Origin of the sequence: Pseudomonas bubulae (genome assembly GCF_037023725.1) — a bacterium.
Taxonomy (GTDB): Bacteria; Pseudomonadota; Gammaproteobacteria; order Pseudomonadales; family Pseudomonadaceae; genus Aquipseudomonas; species Aquipseudomonas bubulae.
Genome location: NZ_CP146077.1, coordinates 3,743,520 through 3,766,739, shown reverse-complemented (window position 1 = coordinate 3,766,739; position 23,220 = coordinate 3,743,520). Strand labels below are relative to the sequence as shown.

Here is a 23,220-nt window from a genome sequence, read left to right as displayed (position 1 = left end):
GTATCTCTGTGAAATTCAAAATAAAGGTCGCAAAGGTGAGGTTTTTCAAGGCCAAGCCGTGCGTGCACCCGGTGTACTGTGGCGACCGGCATGCCGACTGATGGGCCATGCGAACTTATCGTGGGGGAAACTCAATGCCTGAGAGTTGCGCACAAGCGGCCAGGTATCGCTCTTGAAGCGCGGGGTCAAACGCAGCGCTGTGAACCTGTGCCGACCGCTGGTGATAGAAGTAGTCGCCGGTTACGCGCGCTGCAGTGCCTGCAGCGAGCCACGCCTGGGTGCGGGGCGCGAGGTCAAGGTCATCCGTAGCCTCAGGGCCGCCCATCTTCGTGGCAACCCAACCTGGTTCGACGCAGTTGGACAGCACATCTGGCCAGTGACGCGCGGCGGCAAAAGCAAGCAGGACCGCGTGAAGCTTGGAGTCCGAGTAGGCCTGCATCCCGGACCAGCGTCGCGATTCCCAGGTCAGGTCGCTGAGAGAGGGATTACCCTTCAAGTGAAGCCTGGAGCTCATGTAAACCAGGCGCTTGGGTCGCTTGACCATGGCGGTCAGAATGTAGGGCGCCAGAGAGTTCACGGCAAAGACATGGGGCAGGCCATCCACTGTGGCGATGCGCTCGCGCTCCTGATAGCCGACAGCGGCATTGTGAATGATGGCATCGAAGGGGCCCAGTTCATTGATGCTGGCAGCAAGCGCCTTGGTTTCTGCGATGCTGGAAAGGTCCCCGACGAGTGCCGTCTGCGCGCCGGGAACTTGAGCGATGGCATGGGCCGCCCGGGCGTGGTTTCGGGCATGCAACACGACCTGATGACCGTTGGCCACGAGCAGGCGTGCCGCCATTTGGCCCAGGCCGTCGGAGGATCCGGTAACGAGGATGCGCGTCATTGTCATTGCTCCGGTGAATGCCACGTCGGGGGTGGCCTCAATGGGGTGTAGGGTCGGCATGGGGTAGCCGGCTCAGCGTTGGAGCAATGTTGGGATTTCGGGCCTTATAATGCGATAGCATGGAACGCATAATATTCATGCGCAGGAGTCATCAATGAGGGCATTAAGTTCCCGGTTGCTGGAAGGCGTCGACGTTATGGCGGCTGTCGTTGATGCGCGCAGCTTTGGCGGGGCTGCTGAGGTACTGGATATGTCTCAATCTGGCGTGAGCAGGGCAATAGCCCGCCTGGAGACAAGATTGGGCATCAGAGTGTTCGAGCGCACGACGCGATCAGTGAGGCTGACCGACGAAGGGCGCAGTTTCTACGAAGAGGTGATGCCTCTGATCGATGCGCTTGCCGAGGCGACAGGCAGCGCCGCCAGTGATGCGCAAAAGGTTCGTGGCCGGCTGCGCGTCAACGTGGACCCGCTATTTGCGAGACTGATCCTCGGTCCCCGATTGGGCGCGTTCATGGATAGCCACCCTGAGCTCGAAATGGAGCTGCGCAGCAAGGAAGACCTGGGTGATTTGATCGCGGATGGTTTCGACATTGCGATCCGCTTCGGCCATCCTCAGCCGTCGTCGTTAGTGGCGAGAAAACTCCTCGATACGCGAGTTTTGGCCATGGCATCGCCAGCTTATCTTGAGCGTTTCGGTCATCCCAAGGACCCTATGGAACTCGAGACTTCGGACCATCGCTGCATCCTGTTCAGGGAGCCAGTCACCGGCCGTCCGTTTGCCTGGGAGTTTCATCAGCGCCGCAAGAAGGTCACAGTCAAGCCGCAGGGCATGTTGACCGTCAACGATCCGGGTACGGTCTATAGCACATGCTTGGCCGGGCTCGGTATTGCGCAGTTGTTCGAGTTGGGAATTGAAGAATATACCTCTTCCAGGCAGCTTGTTCAGCTGTTTCCCGATTGGTCGGAGCAGCGTTTTCCGCTCTATGCATACTACCCGTCGCGACATCATGTTCCCGCAAAGACTCGCGCGCTTCTTGATTTCGTCGCAGGCCTGGTTCGCTGATTGAAACGGGTTGGGCCTGCATCAGGAGTAAGCAAGCCGCTGCGTGCTACTTCAGTCTTGCAGACAAAACCCGTTTTTTAAATCACTTACACAAGTAACTACGTCTCCGAAGATCGTATTCAGATGCAAAACTACTGGCTCGATCTTGAGTGAAGAAAGTTGGAGCGATGTTTATTAATTATAGTTTGGATATTTAGGTGTAACTGTCAGGTGGTGTTCAGGTTGTCATGTTTGAGTTACAGTGTTTTCTTCCTTCGAAAAACGTATGTCCCGGTAAGTGCTGGCAATATATATTGAATTCGCCCGACTTGGGTGGGAAGGGGCAGGGGAAGTGCTGCAAGTTACTTTTCAATTGCACCCGGTTGAGGACTGGCGTGCAATTAAATGACGATATCCATGCGCGGGCCGAGGCCGTCGACGAGTAAAGAGATGTCGGCACGTATCTCGCAGCACGCTTTATGAGCGTCGACTACGGCTTTCACTTCACGACAGACAAGGCCTCTTGCTTCCTCTCTTTTTTCACAGACCGTTTCAGCTGTCAGTGTCAGCCGGCCGGAGAACGTGGTTTCAACAGTGGAGAGTTTGTTCCAGTCGGAATTTTCTATATTGGCAATCCCTTTTCTGACTTTGTCAGCTGCTTTGGCTGCAGTGTCAGTATCTCCTGTCGGAGAAATTGAATAAGTGAATAGGAAGTAATATTTTGTCACTTTGCTTGTCCTTGTGAGAAGTTCGATTTACAAGTCGTGCGCCGTGCTCGACTTATAAAGACAGTAGCACTTCAGGTGGGGAGGGGAGTACTGTTCTTTAGCTTGGCTGGGTGGAATAGTGTGTGTGATTGTTTATGCTGTTTTATCGCTAACCATGTTTCGTCAATAGAATCGGTTTCCGAGATCGGTATTGAGCCAGGAACAGCCAGGCTGCGCATCAGGGGCGCTTCCGATCCGCAGTGGGTGAAGTTCATCTTGCAGGAGTTACTGCGATAAGTGCCTCACCTGCGGGCGCTCATATTCGATCTGATTTGGGAGCAAGTGTGCTGGTGATGACATCGAAAAAATATTCGATGTTCCCCCGATTTTTCTGGGTATTTTGCGGCTTTGGGTCGGTTTTAAAGCTTGATGAAACGTTTCATCAAGTCTATAAAAAGGCACAATTCCAAGAAAGGCTGCTGCCATGACCCCGCTCAAACTCTTTGTTGCCCTCACTACACTGTCCGCTGCCTCCCACGCCATGGCCTGGGATTACGTTCTGCTCGACACCGACCATGGCGCCCAGAACTGGCAGATCAGCAGCCAGCAACTCGGCGTAAAAACCGATAAACCCTTCAGCATCACCTTGCGCACCTTGCACGGTGGCCGGCAGGAGGGCGTCAGCATTGTGGACATCGATAACGGTACGATGAAACTCTCGGTAGTGCCTACTCGCGGAATGAACGTCTTGCAGGCCTCGGTAGGTAATGTGCGCATGGGCTGGGATTCGCCGGTCAAGGAAGTGGTCAACCCGTCCTTTATCGAGCTTAATGGTCGTGGTGGTCTGGGCTGGCTGGAAGGTTTCAATGAGCTGGTCACCCGCTGTGGATACGAATGGGTCGGCCACCCAGGAGTCGACAACGGCGAACTGCTGACCCTGCATGGTCGGGCCGCTAACATTCCTGCAAGTAAAGTCACCCTGCATATCGATGAAAAACCGCCGTATGCCATCACCCTGCGCGGCGAACTGAAAGAGCAGGCGTTCAAAAAGGTCGATTTTTCCGTCGCTACCGAATTGGTCACCGAGCCCGGCAGCGTAGTGTTCTCCCTCAACGACACCCTAACCAACAACGGTGACTATCCAAAGGAATACCAGGCGCTTTATCACAGTAACTTCAGCACCCCGTTCCTGGAGCAGGGCGCTCGTTTCGCCGCACCGGTGAAACAGGTGTCGCCGTTCAACGACAAGGCCAAGAACGATCTGCCCGACTGGCAAACCTACCGTGCACCGACCAAGGACTACGACGAAACGGTTTACAACGTGGTGCCGTATGGCGATGCCAAGGGCGATACGTTGACCGTGTTGCATAACAAGGCCGGCAGCCTGGGCGTTTCAGTCGGCTTCAATACTCAGACACTGCCCGTGTTTTCCCTGTGGAAAAACACCGATACCCAAGGCCAGGGCTATGTTACCGGCTTGGAACCGGGGACAAGTTTTTCCTACAACCGCCGTTATCAGCGGCCACTGAATTTGGTACCAACAATTGGGCCGAAGGAACACAAGCAGTTCCACATTAGCTATAGCTTATTGGCGGATAAGGTGGCTGTTGATAAGGCTTTGAAGCGAGTGAGCGACATTCAGGGTGGGCGGGAAACTGAGGTACGGCAAACGCCATTGGTTGATCTGACCAAGGGATAGCACCGGCTAGAGCACCGTAGGCCGATATGGCGCAGCCTCGACCAAATGTTCGCGCCTTATTCCTCGGTTTGTTCAAGGTCCACCGGTGTGTGCGACCTTGAACAGCCACAGATGGGTTTATGTGCCTTTACAATGCGACTATTCGCCAGGCCCTTTGTCTTGGCTGTTGTCCCAATAAAATGTGAACAGCACTAACTGCTCCACTGGCTCATAGAACATCATTATCAGATCCGCCCCCCAGCTCTGGTAATGGTGTGCCGGTACGCTGGCCACGTGGTGAAATGGGTGGCCAGCGTGGCTGAATGGATATCCTGCGGTGATACCGCTTTTATCGTTTACTTCGTAGCCAAGCGTCAGGCAGGAAGTTGTGAGCTTTGAGTAGTCGGCTACTCCGCCAATCTGGTTAACGAAGGTCATCCGCTCAACGTCGTACAGGGGGACTCTATGCGCCAAGGCTGATGGAGAGAATAAACGACCTGAGTCGTTATACATTTTTTTAGCCGCATCAAAGGCCAGTTTTTGATCCGCATAATGGATAATCAAGTTCTTTCGCGCGTCCTCATAAGGGTCGCTCAATTGCTCGTTATCCCCATGTAGGAAAAAAAAGCGCGGATCGCCCATCAGGCGGTATCGTCCCTCCTCGAGCTTGAAGCCAATCCAGTTTGTGTGCAAAAGAGGAGAATGCCACGGGGTCTCTTCGGTCGCTTGGCCGACCAACTGATGTTCTGTCGGCTCCAACGGCCCTAGCATGGTCAAATACCCAGACCACTCGGGGTTAACCACGTTGAGATCAATGCTAAAGAACGGCTGCAAGTGCTCGATGAGGTCAGCTTGATCGGGCACGAAAACTGAATCAGGGTCTGGGAAGGGGTGCAAACCGTATGGCACCCTCAAAAAATCAGGCCATCGCTGTTCAATATCTTGGAGGGCATACCTGGCTTCGGGATCATTCTCCAATCCGTCCTTGTACACGTTCAGCAAGACTTGAGCCGCTTCAAAATGCTCCGGGCTTAGTTGCGCCAGATCATGCGCGCCTATCGTGTAGCGGCATGGGTTGAGCATTGACAGCAAGATCGACCGTAAGCATGTGGCGGAGGCGCTGTGATCATTGATGAGCACGTCTTTGTATTTGAGAAAGGGGGATTCAGTCATTTTTGCTCATCCGTTGCCAAGGCTATAGATACCCTCCATATGCCTGCCAGAGAGATTCATGTCTGACTCTACGTGCTGTGGCAGCGGTGCGGCAACCTTGAATGACACTCCTTAACGGTCAGTTGTACTTCATGCATAAACTATTCGAGAACATTGCGAGGCCAGACGATTTAACAAAAAGCGGCTCATTGATCGAGAGGCTGATCCTGTGTCAATTGCTATTCTGTACCGCTCCGTGCATGCCAGGCAGATCAAAACAGCTGCGTGGGTCGATCTGGCGGTGAGTGGCAGCTACTTTAGTAGTGTTTTGAAAGGTATCGACTAAGATCGAAAAATCTATTTTGGAGTACGGGCTGTGAGTGCAGTAGACGCTAAGAGCTTCAAGGATTGGATGATCATGTCAGGTAAAGCCGTAAACACAGCCAATAATTACTTGACGGGTGTGAACCTGGTGAGCCGGCACTGTGGCAAGGATATTTTGCTGATCACCGATCTTCCTGAGTTACACCAACTGTGTATGGATTATGGGCCGCAAGGTAATCATGCTGCTATGGGCGACACTAATAGCAGCAATGTACACAACGGTCTGAAACAGTGGTTGAGATATCAAACTTTTCTAGCTCAAGGGGGAGAGGGGGGTATGGATAGCTCGGCTGTAACACCGCCTCTCAACCAGATCCTGTTCGGCCCTCCTGGAACCGGAAAAACCTATGCAACCATCGAAGCAGCGCTAAAGGTTCTTGATCCTCAGTGGCTATCGACTCATTTTAATGATCGAGTCGAGCTAAAAATGCGTTTTGATGAGCTGGTCCAGAATGGCCAGATCCGGTTTGTTACGTTTCACCAGAGTTTCAGTTACGAAGACTTTGTAGAAGGTTTGCGTGCGGAAACCGGAGCGGACGGTCAACTGCGTTATGAAGTAGTCGATGGTGTGTTTAAAAGCCTCTGTGATGTAGCCGCCGTGAAGGTGACTCAGCAGGCGCAGGCACCGATTGAGATCAGCGGTCGGCGCATTTGGAAAATGTCCTTAGGCAATACCTTGGGCGATGATGCCTATATCTATGATGAGTGCATCAGCAATGGCTATGCGTTGTTAGGGTATGGTGATCAGGTGGATTTCACCGGTTGTGAGAACCGCCATGCCATCCATCAGCGCTTTGTTGAGGACGGTTATACGCTGGCCCCCGATGCCTACAACATCACAGCGGTCGCTACGTTTCTGCTGAAAGTTAAACCAGGCGATTTGGTTGTGGTGAGCGATGGCAATCACAAATTTCGCGCCATCGGTGAGTTCACCAGTGATTATCAAGCCATCAAGCGGGCCGATGCGGATGAGGCGTATGGGCAGTGCCGCCAGGTCAATTGGCTGAGGGTTTACTCACCGTCTTTGCCGTGTGAGTTGCTAATGAACAAGACCTTTAGCCAGGCGACCATCTATCAGCTACGTGAGGGGTCGATTGACACCGAAAAACTGAAGGTTTTATTGGGCGCTGATGCATCCGTTGCAGGATTTAGCGTTCAAGCGCCACCGTTTAAACCAGGGGACCGATTCGGTTCAGGCTATGAAGTGATCCGCGCGTCGGCTGATGTCGTGGAACTACGAAAGCCCAATGATAACGTCTTGCCCATAGGCATGAGCGTGGTGAATACGCTTGCCGACTATGTGCGTGGGCAACGTATAACGCTGACCGACATTCGTGAAAAACGCGTATTTGAACGGGTCGCGGATACTAAGCTAGAGCCTTTTTTGGTTAACGGCTATAACACCCTCTTGGCAGCTTTGGTCGAGGATGTGTTGAATCGCGTGATACCGGGAGAGGCACCACTCCCCGGTCATGAGCCTTCCAATGCACGTGTCCTGATCATCGATGAAATTAACCGCGGGAATATTTCGAGAATTTTTGGTGAACTGATCACATTGATTGAACCCTCCAAGCGGGCCGGTGCTGGCGAAGCGCTGTCGGTTGTGCTGCCCTATTCAAAACACTCGTTCAGCGTGCCCTCCAACGTATATTTGATTGGCACCATGAACACCACGGACCGTTCGCTGGCAGGCTTGGATATTGCCCTGCGGCGGCGTTTCACCTTCCAGGAAATGCCTCCAAGGCCTGAGTTACTGGATCATGTGAACGTGGAGGGGATCAACGTTGGTCAACTGCTGCGGGTTATGAATCAACGCATTGAGGTTTTGTTGGATCGCGACCATTGTTTAGGCCATGCCTATTTTATGCCGCTGATTGATGATCGGCGCCTTGAGCGGCTTGCCTCGATCTTTCGGCAACAAGTGCTGCCACTGTTGCAGGAATACTTCTTTGACGACTGGTTACACATTCAGTGGGTCTTGAACGATCACCGCAAAGCTCTGCAGTATTGCTTTCTGACCCAAGCGAACCAAGTTATTGAGTCCTTATTCGGTGCTGAGGTCAATCTGACAGCACATAATCTGCCATGGAGTATTAATAGCGAGGCGTTCGAACGTTCCGAAGCCTATCTGGGCGTTATTGATCATCACGCTACTGATGCCAAGCCGAATATTGTGCGCCAGGTGGAGTTTGGTGCGCTGACGATTCGACAATTGAGCAGTGGCACCACGGAGGTATTGCAAGGGGGGGCATGTTTAGCCGTGGCAATGCCATCGCTGCGGGATGTCGCGGGCCAGTTAGGGGTGCCCTTGACCACGAGTGAGGGCTCTGAGCACAACACCCGCACGCTGGGACGCAAGGTGATGAAAGCCATCGAGGCCGGTAACGCGTGAGCACGTTAATCACGGTGCGCGAATATGCGAGGCTAACGGTGGATGCTGTGGAGCCAACACTCGACAGGGCTCAAGTGTCTGCCAGTGCGTTTGATTGGTTATGTCAGCAAAGTGCGTCGTTTAGTCGAGCTGGCGCAGCCTTGGTGCAAGTGGAAGGGCGTCGCTGGCTCAAACTTGATAGCTATGTCGGGGTGTTGGAAACGCCTTGCGGCACGCGTTTGGAAATTTTGCCCAAGCACTTTGACAGTGGCGACTGTGAGGTCCAAAGCCGAGCGTTGCTGCGACGGTTGATCCAGCGATCACTTAACTTGAAACCCCGCGAAGTCAGTCCTACTGCGCTGGAGGTTTACGACGCGCCCCTGTCCGAATGGGTGATGGGACAGTTTCTCGCCGCGCTAGATCATCTGATCAAACGCGGCATGCGTTTTGATTATCAGCGTGTCGAAGAAGAGCAGCGCTATCTTCGGGGGCAACTTAACGTGGTTGCGCAGATGCGTCAGCCACCGGCGCGCCAGCATTTTTTTCAAGTGCGCCATGATATTTTTGTTGCCGATCGTGCGGAGAATCGGTTGCTCAAGCTGGCCCTTGAACGCGTTTGCCACACGACTCAGGATCCCGCCAACTGGCGATTGAGCCATGAGTTGCGTGGTGTCTTACACGGGGTACCTGCTAGCCAATCAGTCTGTGATGATTTTCGGGCTTGGCGTACTGATCGGTTGATGGCCCATTACCAGCCCATTAAACCCTGGTGCGAGCTAATTCTTAACCAGCAGATGCCGATTGCAGTCGCGGGCGAGTGGCAGGGGATTAGCTTGTTATTCCCAATGGAGAAGCTATTCGAGCGCTATGTTGAGGCCTGGTTACGGCGTTCATTGCCCCCTGGCGCAAAGCTCACGGCTCAAGCGGCCAGTGAGTTTTTATGTGAGCACCAGGATGGGCGAATGTTTCGTCTTGAACCGGACTTGCTGGTGCGCAAGGGCGGGCAAAGTTGGGTGCTAGACAGCAAATGGAAACGACTGAGTGCGACCGACCGTGACAAGAAATACGGATTAAGCCAAAGTGATTTCTATCAATTGTTTGCCTATGGCCAGAAATACCTGCAGGGACGCGGCGAGTTAGTCTTGATCTATCCACGTCGCGCGGATTTCCAACAAGCGTTGGCCCCATTTGATTTTGGCGGTGGCTTAAGGTTATGGGTACTGCCGTTTGATATGGAGGCGGAGTGTTTGCTTGATACTCATGTACTGAGTTTGTTTGCTGAATATTGAGATGATGAAAATCATCTTGCAGCAGTTACTGCGATAAGTGCCCCACCTGCGTGCACTCGTAATCGGGCTTCCTTGGTAGCGACTTGGATCTACCGGAGCAGTCCGTATATCGTGACGTCTAAAGACCCGTCGAATGGAGCATCGGACAGCTTACTTTTGGCAGTGAGCGCGAACGTAGAACAGACAATATCCTGCCAGTAATCAAAACGCACCTTCACCTGGATAGCGCTTGTAGGATAGACAAAGGCCATCTACCGACTCCACGAAACAAGTATGCAACCGCCAATGTCGCGTTCGAGGTTGGGCAGCCCATGGGCGGTATTGTGGACCGTCATGGACTACCCGTGCACCTTCAAGCCTCGTAGCTCAAGCATCGATCATGGCCCCGGAAAGGGGTCGGTGTTTATGCAGTTCAACCTCAGCGAGGCAGGCTCTAAAAGTCGATGGATTCAATAAACCCACTTGACTGTCAGCGTGGCGTTGCGTGGGTCGCCATAGAAGTTGTTGCCGCCACGATGGCGGTTGGACACAGGTATGTAGTAGGTCTTGTCGCCAAGGTTGTTGCCCACCAGGCTCAGGGTGGTATGCCGGTCCAGGCGATAGGCGACATTGGCATTGAACAGGGTATAGCCGCCCTGATAGATGTCGCGGGTGGTGTCAGTGCTGCTTTGTGTCGTCAGGCCTGCGCCTATGCTCCAACGCTCTCCAGGCGTGTCCAGGCGGTAGTCGGTGTACATCCGTAGCAGGTGCTTGGGAAACCATTGGCTGTAGGGATCGCCCGCCTTGATCGTGTCGGAAACATCGTCCAGGTACTCGCTGCGGGTAAAGGTATAACCGGAGTACATCTGCCAACGCTCGTTGAGTGCCCCCGAGACCTCCATCTCCCACCCCTGGCTGCGAACCTTGCCGGTGGCTTCGTAACAGTTTTCAACACAGCCTGGATTACCGTTATCGATTGCGCGGTTTTCCTGAATGATGCGAAACACCGCCGCTGAAACATTGAGTTCGCCACCGAGGTAGGAGCCCTTGATACCCGTTTCATAGTTGGCACCAACAATGGGCTTGAGCGGTGAATGGGTCTCGTCTACCACGTTTTGCGGTTTGAAAATGCGGGTGTAGCTAGCGTACCAGGACAGGTGCTCTGTGAAGTCCCACACCAGCCCGCCGTAAGGCGTAAGGGTGCCGTTTTCGCTGTAGGGTGAGCGTGTTTCGTTGCCTGTCGTGAGGTTCTTGAAGCGTGAATTGAAATAAAAACTGCTGTAACGGCCGCCCAGAATCAACTTCAGATCGTCGTTCAGGTTGAAGCGGGTAGCCGCGTAAATAGCGCGCTGGTAGTTGTCATAGCGATAAAGGTTGCGGTATGGCACCTCCGCCTCAGCAATGGCGGACGGATCGAAGGTGTAGACATTGACCAATGACGTATTGGACAGAGTGCCCACCCGGTTGTGGTAATTCTCCCTCTGGTAATCGGCGCCTAGTACCACTTCATGCATGTGCTCCAGAAGGGAAAATTTGCCGGTCAGGTTGAGATTGGCGGCGTATTGGTCGCCTGTGTTGTCCCGGTGAATGTAGTTATTCAGCCGCGCAGTCCCGTCAGGGCCGACGCCTGCGACACCGTTGCCGAACGTGCCGATAAACTGGCCGTCGCCGTGCGTGCCAGTGAAGTTAAGAGAGCCGCTGAGGGTCCAGTCATCGACGAAGTGGTGTTCAAGTTCGGCGAACAGGTTGTTTTTCTCATAGGTCATGTTGTTCCAGCTGGCACCCAGAAAGGTCGAGCGCGACAGTCCCAGGCTGGCGTGGTCTTTCGACATCGGAACACCATACAGGTTGGGCACTGTGTTTGTTTTCTGCCAGGTGTAGCCAGTGGTCAAGGTTGTGTCAGGTGAAAAGTCATAGGCCAGGGTACCGAAGAACAACTGCCGGTCTGAGGCCACATAGTCGACGAATGACTGGTTGTCTTGATAAACCGTGACCACTCGGCCGCGCAATGAGCCGTCGTCATTGAGCGCTCCCGATACGTCGATTTCGTTGCGGTACTTGTCCCATGAACCGGCACTCAGGCTGGCCGTGGCCTGAAAGTCACGGGTCGGCGACTTGCGCACCAGATTGACGGTGCCACCGGGTTCGCCGGTGCCCTGGGTCAGGCCCGAAGCACCGCGCAGTACTTCAACGTGGTCGTAGAGCGCCATGTCGGGCGAGTCGCTGGAGGCTTCAGCCGAGCCCATGCCCGGCACACTGCCTTGAAACGAAGAACTGGTACCGTTTTCCTGCACATTGTCCATGGCAAACCCGCGAGAGTAAAAACGCACCTGGTCGGCGGTTTCGTACATCACATTCACCCCGGTGACCTGCGCCAGTGCATCCTCGAGGCGCGTCATGCCCTGATCGTCCATGCGCTTGCGCGTGACCACACTGACCGATTGCGGGGTTTCGCGTATCGACAGGGGCAAGCGCGTCGCCACCCCCATGCTGCCAGTGGTGTAGGAGCCGCTGTGCTCGGTGGTAGCGCCCAGGTTTGCGCTTGCCCCTTGAACCTGGGTGTCCTCCAGGGTCAGTGCCGCGCGGCGATGAAGTTGGAAATTGTTGCCGCTGCCGACCAGCTCCAGACCAGTACCGCTGAGCAGATGCGAAAAGCCCTCATACAGACCGTATTGCCCGTGCAATCCGGGGCTCGACAAGCCTTCGGTCAAGCGGGTGTCGTAGATGAGCGCCACTCCATTTGCCGCTGCAAAGTTTGCAAGCACCTGGCTCAGTGAGCCTGCCGTGATTGCAACCTGTTGCTCGGGCTGGGTTGAGGTATTTTGTTGCGCGCTGAAGGAGTCGAGGGGAAGCCCTAAAACCAGGCAGGTCAGCGTACTGCGGGTCAGTCTGGAGATTTTAAAAGGGGGTTGTGATGTTTGGGGGGTGACCACCAGAAGCGCTCCATTAAGTGATAGGCACTATGGAAGCCAAGCGAAAATTCAAAAGTGTCAGTCCGGCGCCGATTATTTTTTCAAACATCCGCAGAAAGGGCCTCGACACGGACCCAATAGCGGGAAAAGTAGCGAACCTTGACGGGCAGGATTTCTGGCAGGCGGGCCAGTAGGCGATTACTCTCAGCCAGTTTAAACACGCCGGAAACTTGTAGCGTGGCGGCAGTCGAGTCACAGGAGAGGATGCCAGGGCGATACTGTGCCAACTGCTTGAGATAAAGGCTCAAAGGCATGCCGTCTGCAAAGATCAGCCCTTGCTCCCAAGCTGCTGCATGGGGATTTCGAGGGTGAATCAACGAGGTTTTATTGCGTTCCAGTCGCGTGGCGTCACCCGCATGCAGACGTTGCACCGCCGCCCCGAATGGCTGGACTTCAAGTGCGCCCTCATCCAATGAAACCTCAACATCATGATCGCGCGCGCTGACCATAAAGCGAGTACCCAGCGCCCGGATCAGGCCGTGTCCGGTTTCGACCCGAAACGGGCTCTGTGCCAAGGGCAAATCATGGCCGGTTTGGATCAGGATTTCCCCTTGATAGAGACGGATCAAGCGTTGCCGGGGTTCAATCAGTACATCCACAGCGCTACGCGCATTGAGGCTCAGGCGTGTACCATCAGCCAGGCTCCATGAGCGTACTTCGCCTGTGCCAGTGGTGAGGTCAGCGAATTCACGGTTCCAGGCTGAACTGTTCATTCCCGCAGCCAGTGCACCGCCGCTCACACACAGAACACCCAGTAATTTAAGCGCCGCACGACGATCCAGTGCCGGCGTGTCCAATGCTGTTTGCGCCAAGGCAGGTGGCAGCCCTTGAAAACGCGAAACCACTTCCTCTACCAATGCCCATGCCTTTGCATGCTCTGGCGCAGCGTCAAGCCAGGCTTGCCACTCACTTTTTTCACCATCGCTGACTTCACCCGACGATAAAACGGCGTACCACTCGGCAGCCTCCTGTTGGCTGGGAGCGGTTAGTGGGCAAGGTGTATCAAACATCAGAATCTGTCCTGAGCTACAGCTGTCATGCACTGTAATAATGCACGAGCGATGTATTGGCGTACCGAACTTTGGGATACGCCCAATTGCTCGGCGATTTGACGATGGGTAAGCCCCTCAAGCTGACAAAGCAGAAAAGACTTACGCACCTTGTATGGCAGGCCGTTGAGCATGATGTCGAGCGCATCAAGTGTTTGCAGCAGTTGTAAACGTTCTTCTGGCGAAGGCATCAGCGCTTGAGGCAACTGGGCCAGCGCTTCAAGATAGCTCTGCTCCAATTGGCGCCGACGTAGCAGGTTTACAAACAGGCTGTGGGCGATCGTCGCGAGATAGGCGCGCGGTTGTTCTACTTCAGACAGCGCGCGCTTGTGCAGTACCCGTACAAAGGTGTCCTGTGCCAGATCCGCCGCCACTTCGGGACAGCCCAAGCGACGATACAGCCAACGCTGCAGCCACGTGTGATGTTCACCATAGACGGCGGTAAACAATGCAGTGTGCTGGGCGTCGCTCATCCAGGAATTCCATAAGTTTGGCCGCGGGAGCGACCGCGAGACGACTCCGCTACGGTCAGAGTCAGACTTCTCTGAGGATGTGGTATCGTTTCGCAAATAGGAATGATTATTACATGCGCTTGTCGTAGATGGAAACACTGGGTTGCCAATGAATGTGTAGGGCAGCTTGCAGGACGCATCCAAAATCCAAAATGGCATGCTTAATGCTCATTCGCTGGGGAGTGAATGACAGTTTTCCGGTTTGGGCCTGATATTCCAGTTCACTGGACAATTGATGCACAAGCGTGATGCTGCGCTCAGCGTCCGCTTGGGTCGATCGCATGATCCCGCTTTACGTGATGATCAGCGCTGACGCCATCAGGGTGTTCAAATTCCTGGCATTTATGCTGGTGTAATCGTTGTCCGGGCTCGACCCGATGCAAATGTTCACGGGGGTACTGCTCTTACTGTTGATAAACAGTGTGGCGGCACAGTTTTTCAACCCGTCTCGCCAAGCGATCATGCAAGTGGTCATCCCGTCTGAACGTCGGGTGGAGGCGTCCGCCAAGGCCATGTTTTCCCTGACAGGCATTTCAGTGCTCTCGGCTTCCCTGGGGCCGGCGTTAGGCCTGTCTGGGCCGTGTCGATCAATGTGCTGGTCTTTACCTGCTCGGCGCTGTGCATCGCGTCTACCCGAGGTCTTCGCACGAGGTTGCTGGCGGTGCAGGAGCGGCCGCCATTCTGGAGTGGGTTACTGGCTGGCTTGCGGTTTTCCTGGGGCCACGCTTCGATACGAGCCCTGCTGATGGGTGTTGCGCTGTATGGTTTTTCACTCGGGGTCAATAACGTTGCGCTGTCTTTGTATGCCTTCAAAACCTTGGGGTTAACGGCCTATGAATACGGTCTGGTTCTCGCCGCATTCCCTGTAGGCGGGTTGATTGCCGCGTTGTTGGTACGCCCATTGTTCAAGGGCCGATGCTTCAGGAGCCCGTGCCCGCAGGCTATATGGGCCGTGTGTCGGCGACGCTTACACCGGTGCTGGCCATTGCGTGCGTCGCTGGCAGGCACGCTGTTGTGTTCCCAGACCCTCAACAGGGCGCAAGATTGGGTGGAGTACTTCGCCTTGCCTGTGAGTGTGTATGGGATTTACATCTTCTTCGCCGCCGGTTTGCTGCTGTTGGGCGGGGGGCTGATGCTGATGGGGCAACGCGCAGGCAGAGGCCAGCGCGTTGAGGCTGTCCCCTTTTCAGGACGCCAGGCACTCGGCGCAGGTAAGGGGTAGCGAGGCATCAAGCCTGTGGCGTACAGGCATTTACGGGTTCAGGTAAGCACTCAAACGCTCTACCGCAAACCCCTCGAAACCTTTCAGCGCATCGCTGGCCATCAATTGCTCCTTGCCGTTGAACTCAACCACTGGCACGTAAAAGCAGGCATGCTGGCTGATCTGGTCGACAGGGATTTTTTGCTGGCCCACAAAGGGAAAGCCGCAGCCCATGCCCAACAGCTGCAAGCGAACCACCTTGAGTTTCTGGCCTACCACCGAGGCGTCACACATCTCCCAATCAATGTTGCGTTTTTCCAGTACATCGGCCACCGGCTTGTTACCCATTCGGATAAAACTCTCGGCCTCCATCGCGAAGTTGATCGGGTTGTCCGGGTCAGCGCAAACGCTGGCCACACGCGTCACCTCGAACTCGCCGCTGCCTTCAAGTTGCGCCGGAAACTTGCTTTTCTGGCCTTCAAACCCGGGGTACGTCGTTGGGAACGGCTTGCTGGGCATGAGCTCTTTGACCGTCATACCCTTGGGCATTTCAGGGGTGGCAGCCATGACCACAGAGGGCAAAACGGCAGAGAGGAGGGCGAGGAGGGCGTTGCGTTTCAGGGCTTTGTTCAACATCTATTCCACCTTGGAAAGTCAGAAGTTACATCCTGTTGCGTAATCTGAGTCGTCCCGGCCTTGAAGGCAACCCCCACCCAAGCGTCTCTCAGGTTGTTTGCCTGACCTCAGCCCTCTCTGGCTCAGGCACTCTGCGCAGCCGAGACGCGTAAGGCAGCAGGAACGCTACCGTGAGTGCCGCGAGGGAGAGGTTGCCGAGCCAGGCCACGGCAGCCATGGGCCCATCCCAGGCTTGAATACAACAGGCCAAGCTGGCCAACAGGGCAATCCAGCCGGTGCAGCGTAATGTTCGCAGGACGACAGGGGCGGGCGTGGGTTGCCTGAGCTGTTTGTAATACCGCTCCAGCCCAAGGCACAAACCCAACATGCCGCCACAGGCCAGCAACATACCCGCGATCAAGGCAAGGTTCATTTCAATGCTGCTCCAGGGTTTTAGAGGATTTACGCGGTACTGCTTGTCTGGCCGGTTGTCCTGTCTGCCAGGCTGCCCAGGCCAGCAGCGCACCTATCACTACGAGGGTGAGTTCCAGGTAGAGCCCGTCCCCTCGATTGACAACAATCAGATTCAGCAGGGGCAAGTTCAAACACATCAAGGCCGCGAGGCCCAACTGTTCGCGCCAGGCAGCGAGTCTGGGCCTGACGATGGCATGGCCCAGACTGGCGAGCCACACCAGAAAGAAAACCCGCACTTCCCATTGGTCACGCCCGGCCCATTGCAACGGCAGCAACCGGTTGGCCCACAGCAGTGCGATAGACGCCAGCACCAGCCCGGCCACGACCGCTACGTTGAGGCGTTCGGCAGCGTGATACAGCATCGCACCGATCACCCCTTCGCTATCGTGACGACGGCGCCGTTTGACGGTAAACAGCACCACACCGGTGGCCAGCATGGCGCAACTGGCCAGGCCGCAGACAAAGTACAACCAGCGCATGGGATAACCGCCGAACTGGGCGAAGTGCAAGCCGGACATAACTTTCTGGGTCAGCAGGCTCGGTCGGCTCTGCTGCGGTTGCCGCAAGACTTTGCCCGTAACGCCGTCGAACACCATGCTGGCGCCCTTGGTCAGCTCGATACGATTACCCAGCAAGGGGCGCGCTTCAATGCGAGCATCACTGCGACCGGGATGTTTAATCGACAGTCCGGAAACCGGCCCCATGCTTCGCTCGGCTTCGGCCAGTAAAGGTCCTATGGCGGTCAGCGGTGCAGGCTGAGAGACGGGGTGAAGAGGCTCGCCACGCCCTGGCCTCTGTCCCTCACGGCGTGCACCCGCAGTGGCGATGTCTTGCTTGCCGGGTGCGTGATTGTGTTCTGCACGCTGTTCAGCAGGCGCCCCGCGTAGCGCTCCACTGGCCGCGACACGATCGCCATCGAACAGTGCGTCCATCGCCGCGGGCATGTAGGTCAGGTAAAAAATCACCAGGCCGGTGTAGGTAATCATCAGATGGAAAGGCAGTACCAGCACACCGGTGGCGTTATGCGCGTCCAGCCAGGAACGTTGGCCCTTGGCCGGGCGGAAGGTGAAAAAATCCTTGAAGAATTTTTTGTGAATGACGATGCCGCTGACAAGTGCGACGAGCATGCCCATGGCGGCCAGGCCAACCACCCAGATGCCGATATTGCGCGGCAGGTCGAGGGTGAAATGGAAGCGAAAAAAGAACCCGCCACCCGCTGTCTTGCGGACGTCAAGCGGGGCGCCGCTTTCCGGATCCAGGTTCACGCCACCGCCACGCCGTTGTTCACCGCTGGAGACGGTCAGCCCTGGTGATCGCTCGGTGGGCAGGCCGATGTTCCAGGTGCTGGCGTTCGGTTGCTGCGCGTGCAGATAGTCGAGTGCGCGTTGTGCGGCTTCGCTTGACGTGAGCGTGTGGGCCGGTATTTCCGGCCGCATCCAGCTATCAATTTCCTTATCAAACACTGCGAGGGTGCCGGTGAGGAAGATTGCAAACAGGATCCAGCCGAAAATCAGCCCGCCCCACGTGTGCAGCCAGGCAAGGGACTGGGTGATGGTTTTGCTTTTCATCCCGGTATCTCCATCCACTGCGGCCAGAAACCGATCGTCGCCAAGGGCACAGCCAGGCTTAGCCCGGCCCATGCGCGGCGGGCACTGCGGCAGGCAAATGCCCAAAGAATCGCCAGGCTGTAGACCGCAAATGACACCAGGCTGGCCGTCACCAGCGCATCGACTTTATTCATCGGCAGCAAGCGCGCAAGTGCCGCAGTGAAGGCGTAAGTGAACAGGTAGCCGCCGCACAGCGCCGCAAGGATACGCGACACTGTCGGGCCGTAATGGGGGGGTGTTTTCATCTGGCATGCTCATCAGTTCCCGGCACGATACCGGAGTATTTTTATCAAGCTGTACGCCAACGCCCAGCCTGGTCAGCGGCTGAGCGTTGGGTGGGTGATCAAGTGCGCCTGTGAGCGCCGGGATCAGAACGAGGTGCTGATCGATGCGTAGAACGCGCGCCCCGGCTCGTTGTAAGTGCTGGCCCCGGCTGTGGTGCCCGAGCCCTCGCGGTACACGCGCTTGTCGAACAGGTTGTTGATGCCGGCACCGAGCGACAGGTTCTTGTTTACCTGGTAGGTCCCGCCAACACCCCAGATATGGTAAGGGTCAAGGGTTTGCAGCTCGTTTGTGGCGATGACGGCAACATCACGTGTCGGGTTGAATACCCGCGGCTCTTGCTTGCCGTAATAGGTCCCGGTCAGGCTCAGGGTAAGTGCCTGCGTAGCCTGCCAGTCGAGCATGGTGTTTACCGTGTACTTGGGCACCACCGACAACGGGTTGCCGTCGCCGTCCTTGTTGGACTGCATATAGGTGAAGTTGGTGTTCCAGCTCAGCGTATTGCCATTCTCACCGAGCAATGGAATGCCGACGTTTCCTTCCCATCCCTTGACCACGGCATCCTTGGCGTTATCCCATTGCAGGATGGCCTCGTTGGCCAGGGTCTTGTCGACCAAATCGTTCGAAGCCACGATTTTGTTGTCGTAATCATTACGGAAGTAGGTGATCCCGGCGGTCCATCCATCCCGGGCAAAGCTGATGCCCAGCTCTTTGTTAATGCTGATCTCGGGCTCGAGGTTTTTATTGCCCAACACATAGCAACCCGTGCTGAGCAGTGTGGGTGCACACCCGTTGCCGTTACTGCGATACAGGTAGTTGGGGTTCAACTGGTACAAATTCGGCGCCTTGAAGGCGCGGGCAATACCGCCCTTCAACGTGATGTCGTCGGTCAACATGTAGGAACTGTTCAGGCTCGGGCTCCAGTTGGCGCCGAATTGATCATGATGGTCCAGGCGCAGCCCGGGCGTCAGGAACCATTTGGGGCTCAACTCGATATTGTCTTCCATGAACAAGGCCATGATCGTCGCGTCCATATAGGACGAGCGTGCACCCAACGCCGAGTTGGGCAATGTGGTGCCGACGGCCCGGTCGAAGGTGCTTGGGTCGTCCAGCTCCTGGCGATTCCATTCCGCGCCGAGGGTCAAGGTTTGTGGCAGCAGCACTTGCAGGGGAATGTTCAGTTCGCCCTGGAGCAAGTAGCTGTCATAGGTACTGGTACTCTTGTCTGCGTTGGCGCTGATGTCACCATCGACCGCGCCGGTCTGGCCTTCTTGCAATCGGTTGTTGCGGGTTTTCTCGTATTGCGCCAACACCCGTGATGTCCCGAACGCCCAGTCACCCCGATGGGTAACGGAAAAATTCTGCCGGTACATGGTGTTGGTTTCACGCCCCAGCCATTGGTTGATCGTGCTGCCGGGCGTCTGCGAGTCTGTTCCCCCGGTGCCGACATCCCCGGTGTAAATATTGCCTTGCCGGCTAAAACCGGTCTCGAAATCGAGGGTCTGCTGATCGTCCAGCGCCCAGCTCAACAACGCGTTGATGTCTTTATTGCGGACCCCTTCGCGGCCGGCAGCCAATGCAGAACCGGAGGCGGTGTCGGTGTGCGCGAGGTTGATATCGGAGTCGTCGGCGTCAGTCTTGTTCAGGTTGCCGTAGACACGAAATGCCAGCGCTTCGCTCAGCGCGCCGGAGAGGCTGAACGTGGTGCGTTTGGTCATGCCTTCGGCATCGTCCTCGGGTAGGTTGGTGTACGCCGAGAGCGAACCGCTGAGTTCCTGTGTCGGGCGCTTGGTGATGATGTTCACCACACCCCCCATCGAGCCGGAGCCGTAGCGTGCGGCCGCCGGGCCTCGCAGCACCTCGATGCTCTCGACTTCGTCAGCCGGCACCCAGTTGCTGTCGCCACGGGTATCGCGCTCGCCGGAACGGGTGTAACGCACGGCGTTGCGTGAGGTCACGGGCTTGCCGTCGATCAGGATCAGGGTGTTCTCCGGGCCCATGCCGCGCAGGTCGATCTGGCGGTTATTGCCGCGTGTACCGCTGGCGCTGTTGCCGCTCAGGTTGACCCCTGGCATCTTGCGGATGATATCGGACAGGTCATTGACGGGCGGGCGTTTCTTGATGTCTTCGGCCGTGATGATCGATGCCCCGGGGGCTTGCTTGAGCTCTTGCGCGGCAGTGGCCACAACATGGGTATCATCGAGTTGCAAGACATTGTCTGACGCCGGCGCCGCCAGCAGTTCGGTTTCGGCCAGCGCAGCGCCGGGCGAGCAGGCCATCAAGGCGAGGACAAGATGATTGAGCTTGAATCGCGGGTACATCGACAACACTCCTGTTAGTGGATGAGCCCAATGGAGTGTCTGAGCATCCTGTCAGCAGGGGGCTCGGTTAAGCCTGAATCTCCATGGGCGGCGCTAATAGAAGTGATTCGCAAACGTGAGTAAATCTTATTTACATTTTATACATTTGTAATTTCAGATTTATGCGCAATCCACTGTCAGTGTTTTCTGCCCAGATTTCGCCGCCCTGCAATTGCACGACGCTGCGCGCAATCGACAAACCGAGGCCGAAGCCACTGCCGCCGGGGCGTGCGGCGTTGAGTCGGGTGAAGGGCTGAAAAATCTGTTCGAGCTTGTCGGGAGCGACGCCGGGCCCCTGGTCTTCGATCCACACGTACCAATAGGCGCCCTTGCTGACCCCGGTGAATGTGACTGCGCCGTGTTGCGGTGAATGGCGGATGGCGTTGCGCAAGATGTTTTCCAGCGCCTGCGCCAGGCTGTTCAGGTTACCCATGACGCGACAGTCAGGGGGCAAATCACAGCGCAGACGCTCGATCGGCCAACCGCTCTCGAAGCTGGCGTCGCCACTTAACACCTCCCATAGCTGGTCCAGCTCCACCGGCTCCAGCGCCAGGGCGGGGCGCTCGGTGTCCAGCCACACCAGCTCCAGCGTATCGCCGATCAATCGGTCCATGCTCTGTACCTCACGTTCGAGGCGCTGGCGCATGGCATCCATGTCCGGTTCACGTTCACCGGTCACGCGCAGTCGGCTCAACGGCGTACGCAACTCATGGGACAAGTCACGCATCAGCCGACGCTGCAGCGCCAGGGTGTTTTCCAGGCGCTCGGCCATGTGATCGAAGGTTCGCCCCAGGTCGCCCAGCTCGTCGCGCCGCCGAGCCACCTGCGGCCCTGCGCGGGCCGACAGGTTGCCCGAGCTCAATGCTGCCGCCTGGCGGCGCAGGGTCACCACGGGGGCGATCAACACACGGTAGAGCAGGAAGCCGAGCAGCAGCGCCAAGCCCGCCGGCAGTACCCATTGCAGCAGCACCTCCCACACCCGCAAGTGCTCACGCGGGTTGAAACGATGCGGCAGCTCCATGACCAGACGCGCTTTGTCGTCGCTGAAAGGCACATAGAACGTTGGCCAGCCGTTTGGCCGTCCTACGGTCCAGTGAAGCGGACGGACAAAGTCGAGCTTACGACGCTCATGTTCATCCAGAGGCTGCGAAGACAATGATTGCTGGTGCTCATCGACGACGGCGGCCCACACCCGTTCCTGTTTGCGCAAGCTGCGCAGGAACTCGTCAACGCCTTGCGTGCCGCGTTCCCGCCACGCCGTTTCGGCCTGTCGTGCGTAAGCGATATGGCTCTGCTTGGCCGGTTCGGAGAGGAGGGCGGTGGCATCCTTGAGACGCTTGCTCAGGTCGGCCTGCAAACTGATCACCAGCATGCACAAAAGCGCGAGCACGCCGACCAGTTGCCACAGCAGCGAGTGCCGGTTCGGCAGCCTCATGACTGCAACGGCGCCAGCACATACCCCATGCCGCGTATGGTCTCGACGCGCCCGGCGCTGTAACCGATGGCCTGCAATTTGCGACGAACCCGACTGACATGCATGTCCAGGCTGCGGTCATGTTGTGAGTGCGCCCGATGCATGACCTGTTGGTACAGAAAGGCTTTGCTCAACACCTCGCCGGGATGCTGAATGAGGATTTCCAGTACCCGGAATTCGGTGCTGGTCAGATCGGCCCAGCGGCCGTTGCGGCAAACATCCATGGCCTGCTGATCAAGTTCCAGTTGCGAATCGCTGCGCACTTTTACCTGGGCCTCGTGCTCGTAGGCCACGCGCCTCAGAATGGCATCGATGCGTACATCCATCTCCTGCATGCTGAATGGCTTGGGCAAGTAATCGTCCGCGCCCTGGCTGAAACCGGTTATCCGGTCCTGCTCGGCACCCAGCGCCGACATCAGGATGACCGGGACACGCTGGCACTGGCGCACTTGGGCGAGCACCTCCAGGCCACTGCTGCCGGGTAACATGATGTCCATCAGGATCAAATCGAAACCCTCGGAGCGCACCAGATGCAGAATTTCGTCTGCGTCGTGACGCAACGTGACCGAAAAGCCCCGCTGGCCCAGATGGCTATCCAGGTCGGCGGCAAGCACCGGATCATCCTCAATAGCCAGAATACGGATGGGCATATGGGAAGCAGAGGCGAATTGCATGGAGGGGCAGACCTGTGAATGAGAATTATTATGCATAATTCATTCTGACAAAAAATGTTGCACATTCCTAACCAAAGCAAGATTTTCGTCATGCAGATGTACGAGCTTTAAGCTTTCGGTCGCTCTGAAGGCGTCAGTACGTATGGACATGCCCGGGCGCTCCAGCATTGAATGCAACGCCGGCAAGCAGGGCAAAGACAGGAAGACAGCAGGGCAGTTCAAGCCAGGTTAGCTCAAACAGGATGATCCTCTTCAACGTATGGGAGCGGCGCTTATTATCGATGCAGGCGGATTTTCTGCCTGGTCAGGTCGCAGCGAAAAGTGCCGCTATCACCGCGAACCGCATACAGGGTTGCTCTGTAAAACGACGATAGCCGTGAACAGTGCAAGTCGCGTAGTTTCCGGTACGCCCACGCCCAGCCGCGTTTGGATACCTTGGCCCTGTCCATGTTTTTACGCCTCCATGATTGGATCCAAAACAATAGCAAATAGCCATTAGCGGGTGATATAAG

General features: G+C 56.3%; 17 protein-coding genes and 1 pseudogene. 5 read left to right on the top strand and 13 right to left on the bottom strand.

Annotated elements, in window-relative coordinates; all coding sequences use genetic code 11:
- Positions 1-115: 115 nt before the first annotated feature.
- Positions 116-886, bottom strand: a complete 771-nt coding sequence (locus V6L81_RS17140) for an SDR family NAD(P)-dependent oxidoreductase (RefSeq protein WP_095032060.1) — start codon at positions 884-886, stop codon at positions 116-118.
- A gap of 154 nt (positions 887-1,040) precedes the next feature.
- On the opposite strand from V6L81_RS17140, the gene V6L81_RS17135 reads away from it, so the two are divergent.
- Positions 1,041-1,949 carry a LysR family transcriptional regulator gene (locus tag V6L81_RS17135; RefSeq protein WP_095018615.1) on the top strand — a complete coding sequence of 303 codons (909 nt, stop codon included), beginning with the start codon at positions 1,041-1,043 and terminating at the stop codon, positions 1,947-1,949.
- Positions 1,950-2,329: 380 nt separating this feature from the next.
- Here the strand turns inward: V6L81_RS17135 and V6L81_RS17130 are convergent, their stop codons facing one another.
- Positions 2,330-2,656 (bottom strand): hypothetical protein, encoded by a 327-nt coding sequence (locus tag V6L81_RS17130; RefSeq protein WP_133145014.1) that lies wholly within the window; start codon positions 2,654-2,656, stop codon positions 2,330-2,332.
- Between the two features lie 463 nt (positions 2,657-3,119).
- Between V6L81_RS17130 and V6L81_RS17125 the strand changes: the two genes are divergently transcribed.
- Complete coding sequence (locus V6L81_RS17125) at positions 3,120-4,334, top strand: aldose 1-epimerase family protein (protein WP_296302451.1); 1,215 nt, start codon at positions 3,120-3,122, stop codon at positions 4,332-4,334.
- A 138-nt stretch (positions 4,335-4,472) separates the two neighbouring features.
- Here V6L81_RS17125 and V6L81_RS17120 read toward each other — a convergent pair whose 3' ends face one another.
- A complete protein-coding gene (locus V6L81_RS17120) occupies positions 4,473-5,486 on the bottom strand; it encodes a hypothetical protein (protein WP_338660187.1) in 1,014 nt (337 codons plus the stop codon).
- A gap of 640 nt (positions 5,487-6,126) precedes the next feature.
- On the opposite strand from V6L81_RS17120, the pseudogene V6L81_RS17115 reads away from it, so the two are divergent.
- Together V6L81_RS17115 and V6L81_RS17110 are read left to right on the top strand one after the other, a co-directional pair.
- Positions 6,127-7,989 (top strand): annotated as a pseudogene (locus V6L81_RS17115) (AAA family ATPase); the annotation flags it as partial.
- Between the two features lie 248 nt (positions 7,990-8,237).
- Entirely contained in the window at positions 8,238-9,509 is a 1,272-nt protein-coding gene (locus V6L81_RS17110; protein ID WP_138738287.1) for an McrC family protein, read from the top strand.
- 449 nt (positions 9,510-9,958) lie between these two features.
- Here V6L81_RS17110 and V6L81_RS17105 read toward each other — a convergent pair whose 3' ends face one another.
- The 3 genes from V6L81_RS17105 to V6L81_RS17095 form a co-directional block, all read right to left on the bottom strand.
- On the bottom strand, positions 9,959-12,223 hold the full coding sequence (locus V6L81_RS17105; protein WP_338660186.1) for a TonB-dependent siderophore receptor: 2,265 nt from the start codon (positions 12,221-12,223) through the stop codon (positions 9,959-9,961).
- A gap of 278 nt (positions 12,224-12,501) precedes the next feature.
- Positions 12,502-13,470 (bottom strand): FecR domain-containing protein, encoded by a 969-nt coding sequence (locus tag V6L81_RS17100; RefSeq protein WP_338660185.1) that lies wholly within the window; start codon positions 13,468-13,470, stop codon positions 12,502-12,504.
- Entirely contained in the window at positions 13,470-13,982 is a 513-nt protein-coding gene (locus V6L81_RS17095) for a sigma-70 family RNA polymerase sigma factor (protein ID WP_338660184.1), read from the bottom strand. The genes V6L81_RS17100 and V6L81_RS17095 overlap by 1 nt, the downstream gene beginning before the upstream one ends.
- Before the next feature lie 784 nt (positions 13,983-14,766).
- On the opposite strand from V6L81_RS17095, the gene V6L81_RS17090 reads away from it, so the two are divergent.
- A complete protein-coding gene (locus V6L81_RS17090) occupies positions 14,767-15,243 on the top strand; it encodes a hypothetical protein (RefSeq protein WP_338661105.1) in 477 nt (158 codons plus the stop codon).
- Between the two features lie 30 nt (positions 15,244-15,273).
- Here V6L81_RS17090 and V6L81_RS17085 read toward each other — a convergent pair whose 3' ends face one another.
- The 7 genes from V6L81_RS17085 to V6L81_RS17055 all read right to left on the bottom strand — a co-directional run bounded on the left by V6L81_RS17085 (position 15,274) and on the right by V6L81_RS17055 (position 22,708).
- Positions 15,274-15,858 (bottom strand): hypothetical protein, encoded by a 585-nt coding sequence (locus V6L81_RS17085; protein ID WP_095002878.1) that lies wholly within the window; start codon positions 15,856-15,858, stop codon positions 15,274-15,276.
- Positions 15,859-15,946: 88 nt separating this feature from the next.
- A complete protein-coding gene (locus V6L81_RS17080; protein ID WP_296302461.1) occupies positions 15,947-16,246 on the bottom strand; it encodes a DUF3325 domain-containing protein in 300 nt (99 codons plus the stop codon).
- 25 nt (positions 16,247-16,271) lie between these two features.
- Positions 16,272-17,879, bottom strand: a complete 1,608-nt coding sequence (locus V6L81_RS17075) for a PepSY domain-containing protein (RefSeq protein WP_296302452.1) — start codon at positions 17,877-17,879, stop codon at positions 16,272-16,274.
- The gene (locus V6L81_RS17070) at positions 17,876-18,163 is read right to left on the bottom strand and encodes a DUF3649 domain-containing protein (protein ID WP_296302454.1); all 288 of its coding nucleotides are present in this window, start codon (positions 18,161-18,163) and stop codon (positions 17,876-17,878) included. The genes V6L81_RS17075 and V6L81_RS17070 overlap by 4 nt, the downstream gene beginning before the upstream one ends.
- Positions 18,164-18,286: 123 nt before the next feature.
- A complete protein-coding gene (locus tag V6L81_RS17065) occupies positions 18,287-20,521 on the bottom strand; it encodes a TonB-dependent siderophore receptor (RefSeq protein ID WP_095002874.1) in 2,235 nt (744 codons plus the stop codon).
- 130 nt (positions 20,522-20,651) lie between these two features.
- The gene (locus V6L81_RS17060) at positions 20,652-21,995 is read right to left on the bottom strand and encodes a histidine kinase sensor domain-containing protein (protein WP_138738294.1); all 1,344 of its coding nucleotides are present in this window, start codon (positions 21,993-21,995) and stop codon (positions 20,652-20,654) included.
- Positions 21,992-22,708 (bottom strand): response regulator transcription factor, encoded by a 717-nt coding sequence (locus V6L81_RS17055; RefSeq protein ID WP_138738295.1) that lies wholly within the window; start codon positions 22,706-22,708, stop codon positions 21,992-21,994. The genes V6L81_RS17060 and V6L81_RS17055 overlap by 4 nt, the downstream gene beginning before the upstream one ends.
- Positions 22,709-23,220: the final 512 nt, after the last annotated feature.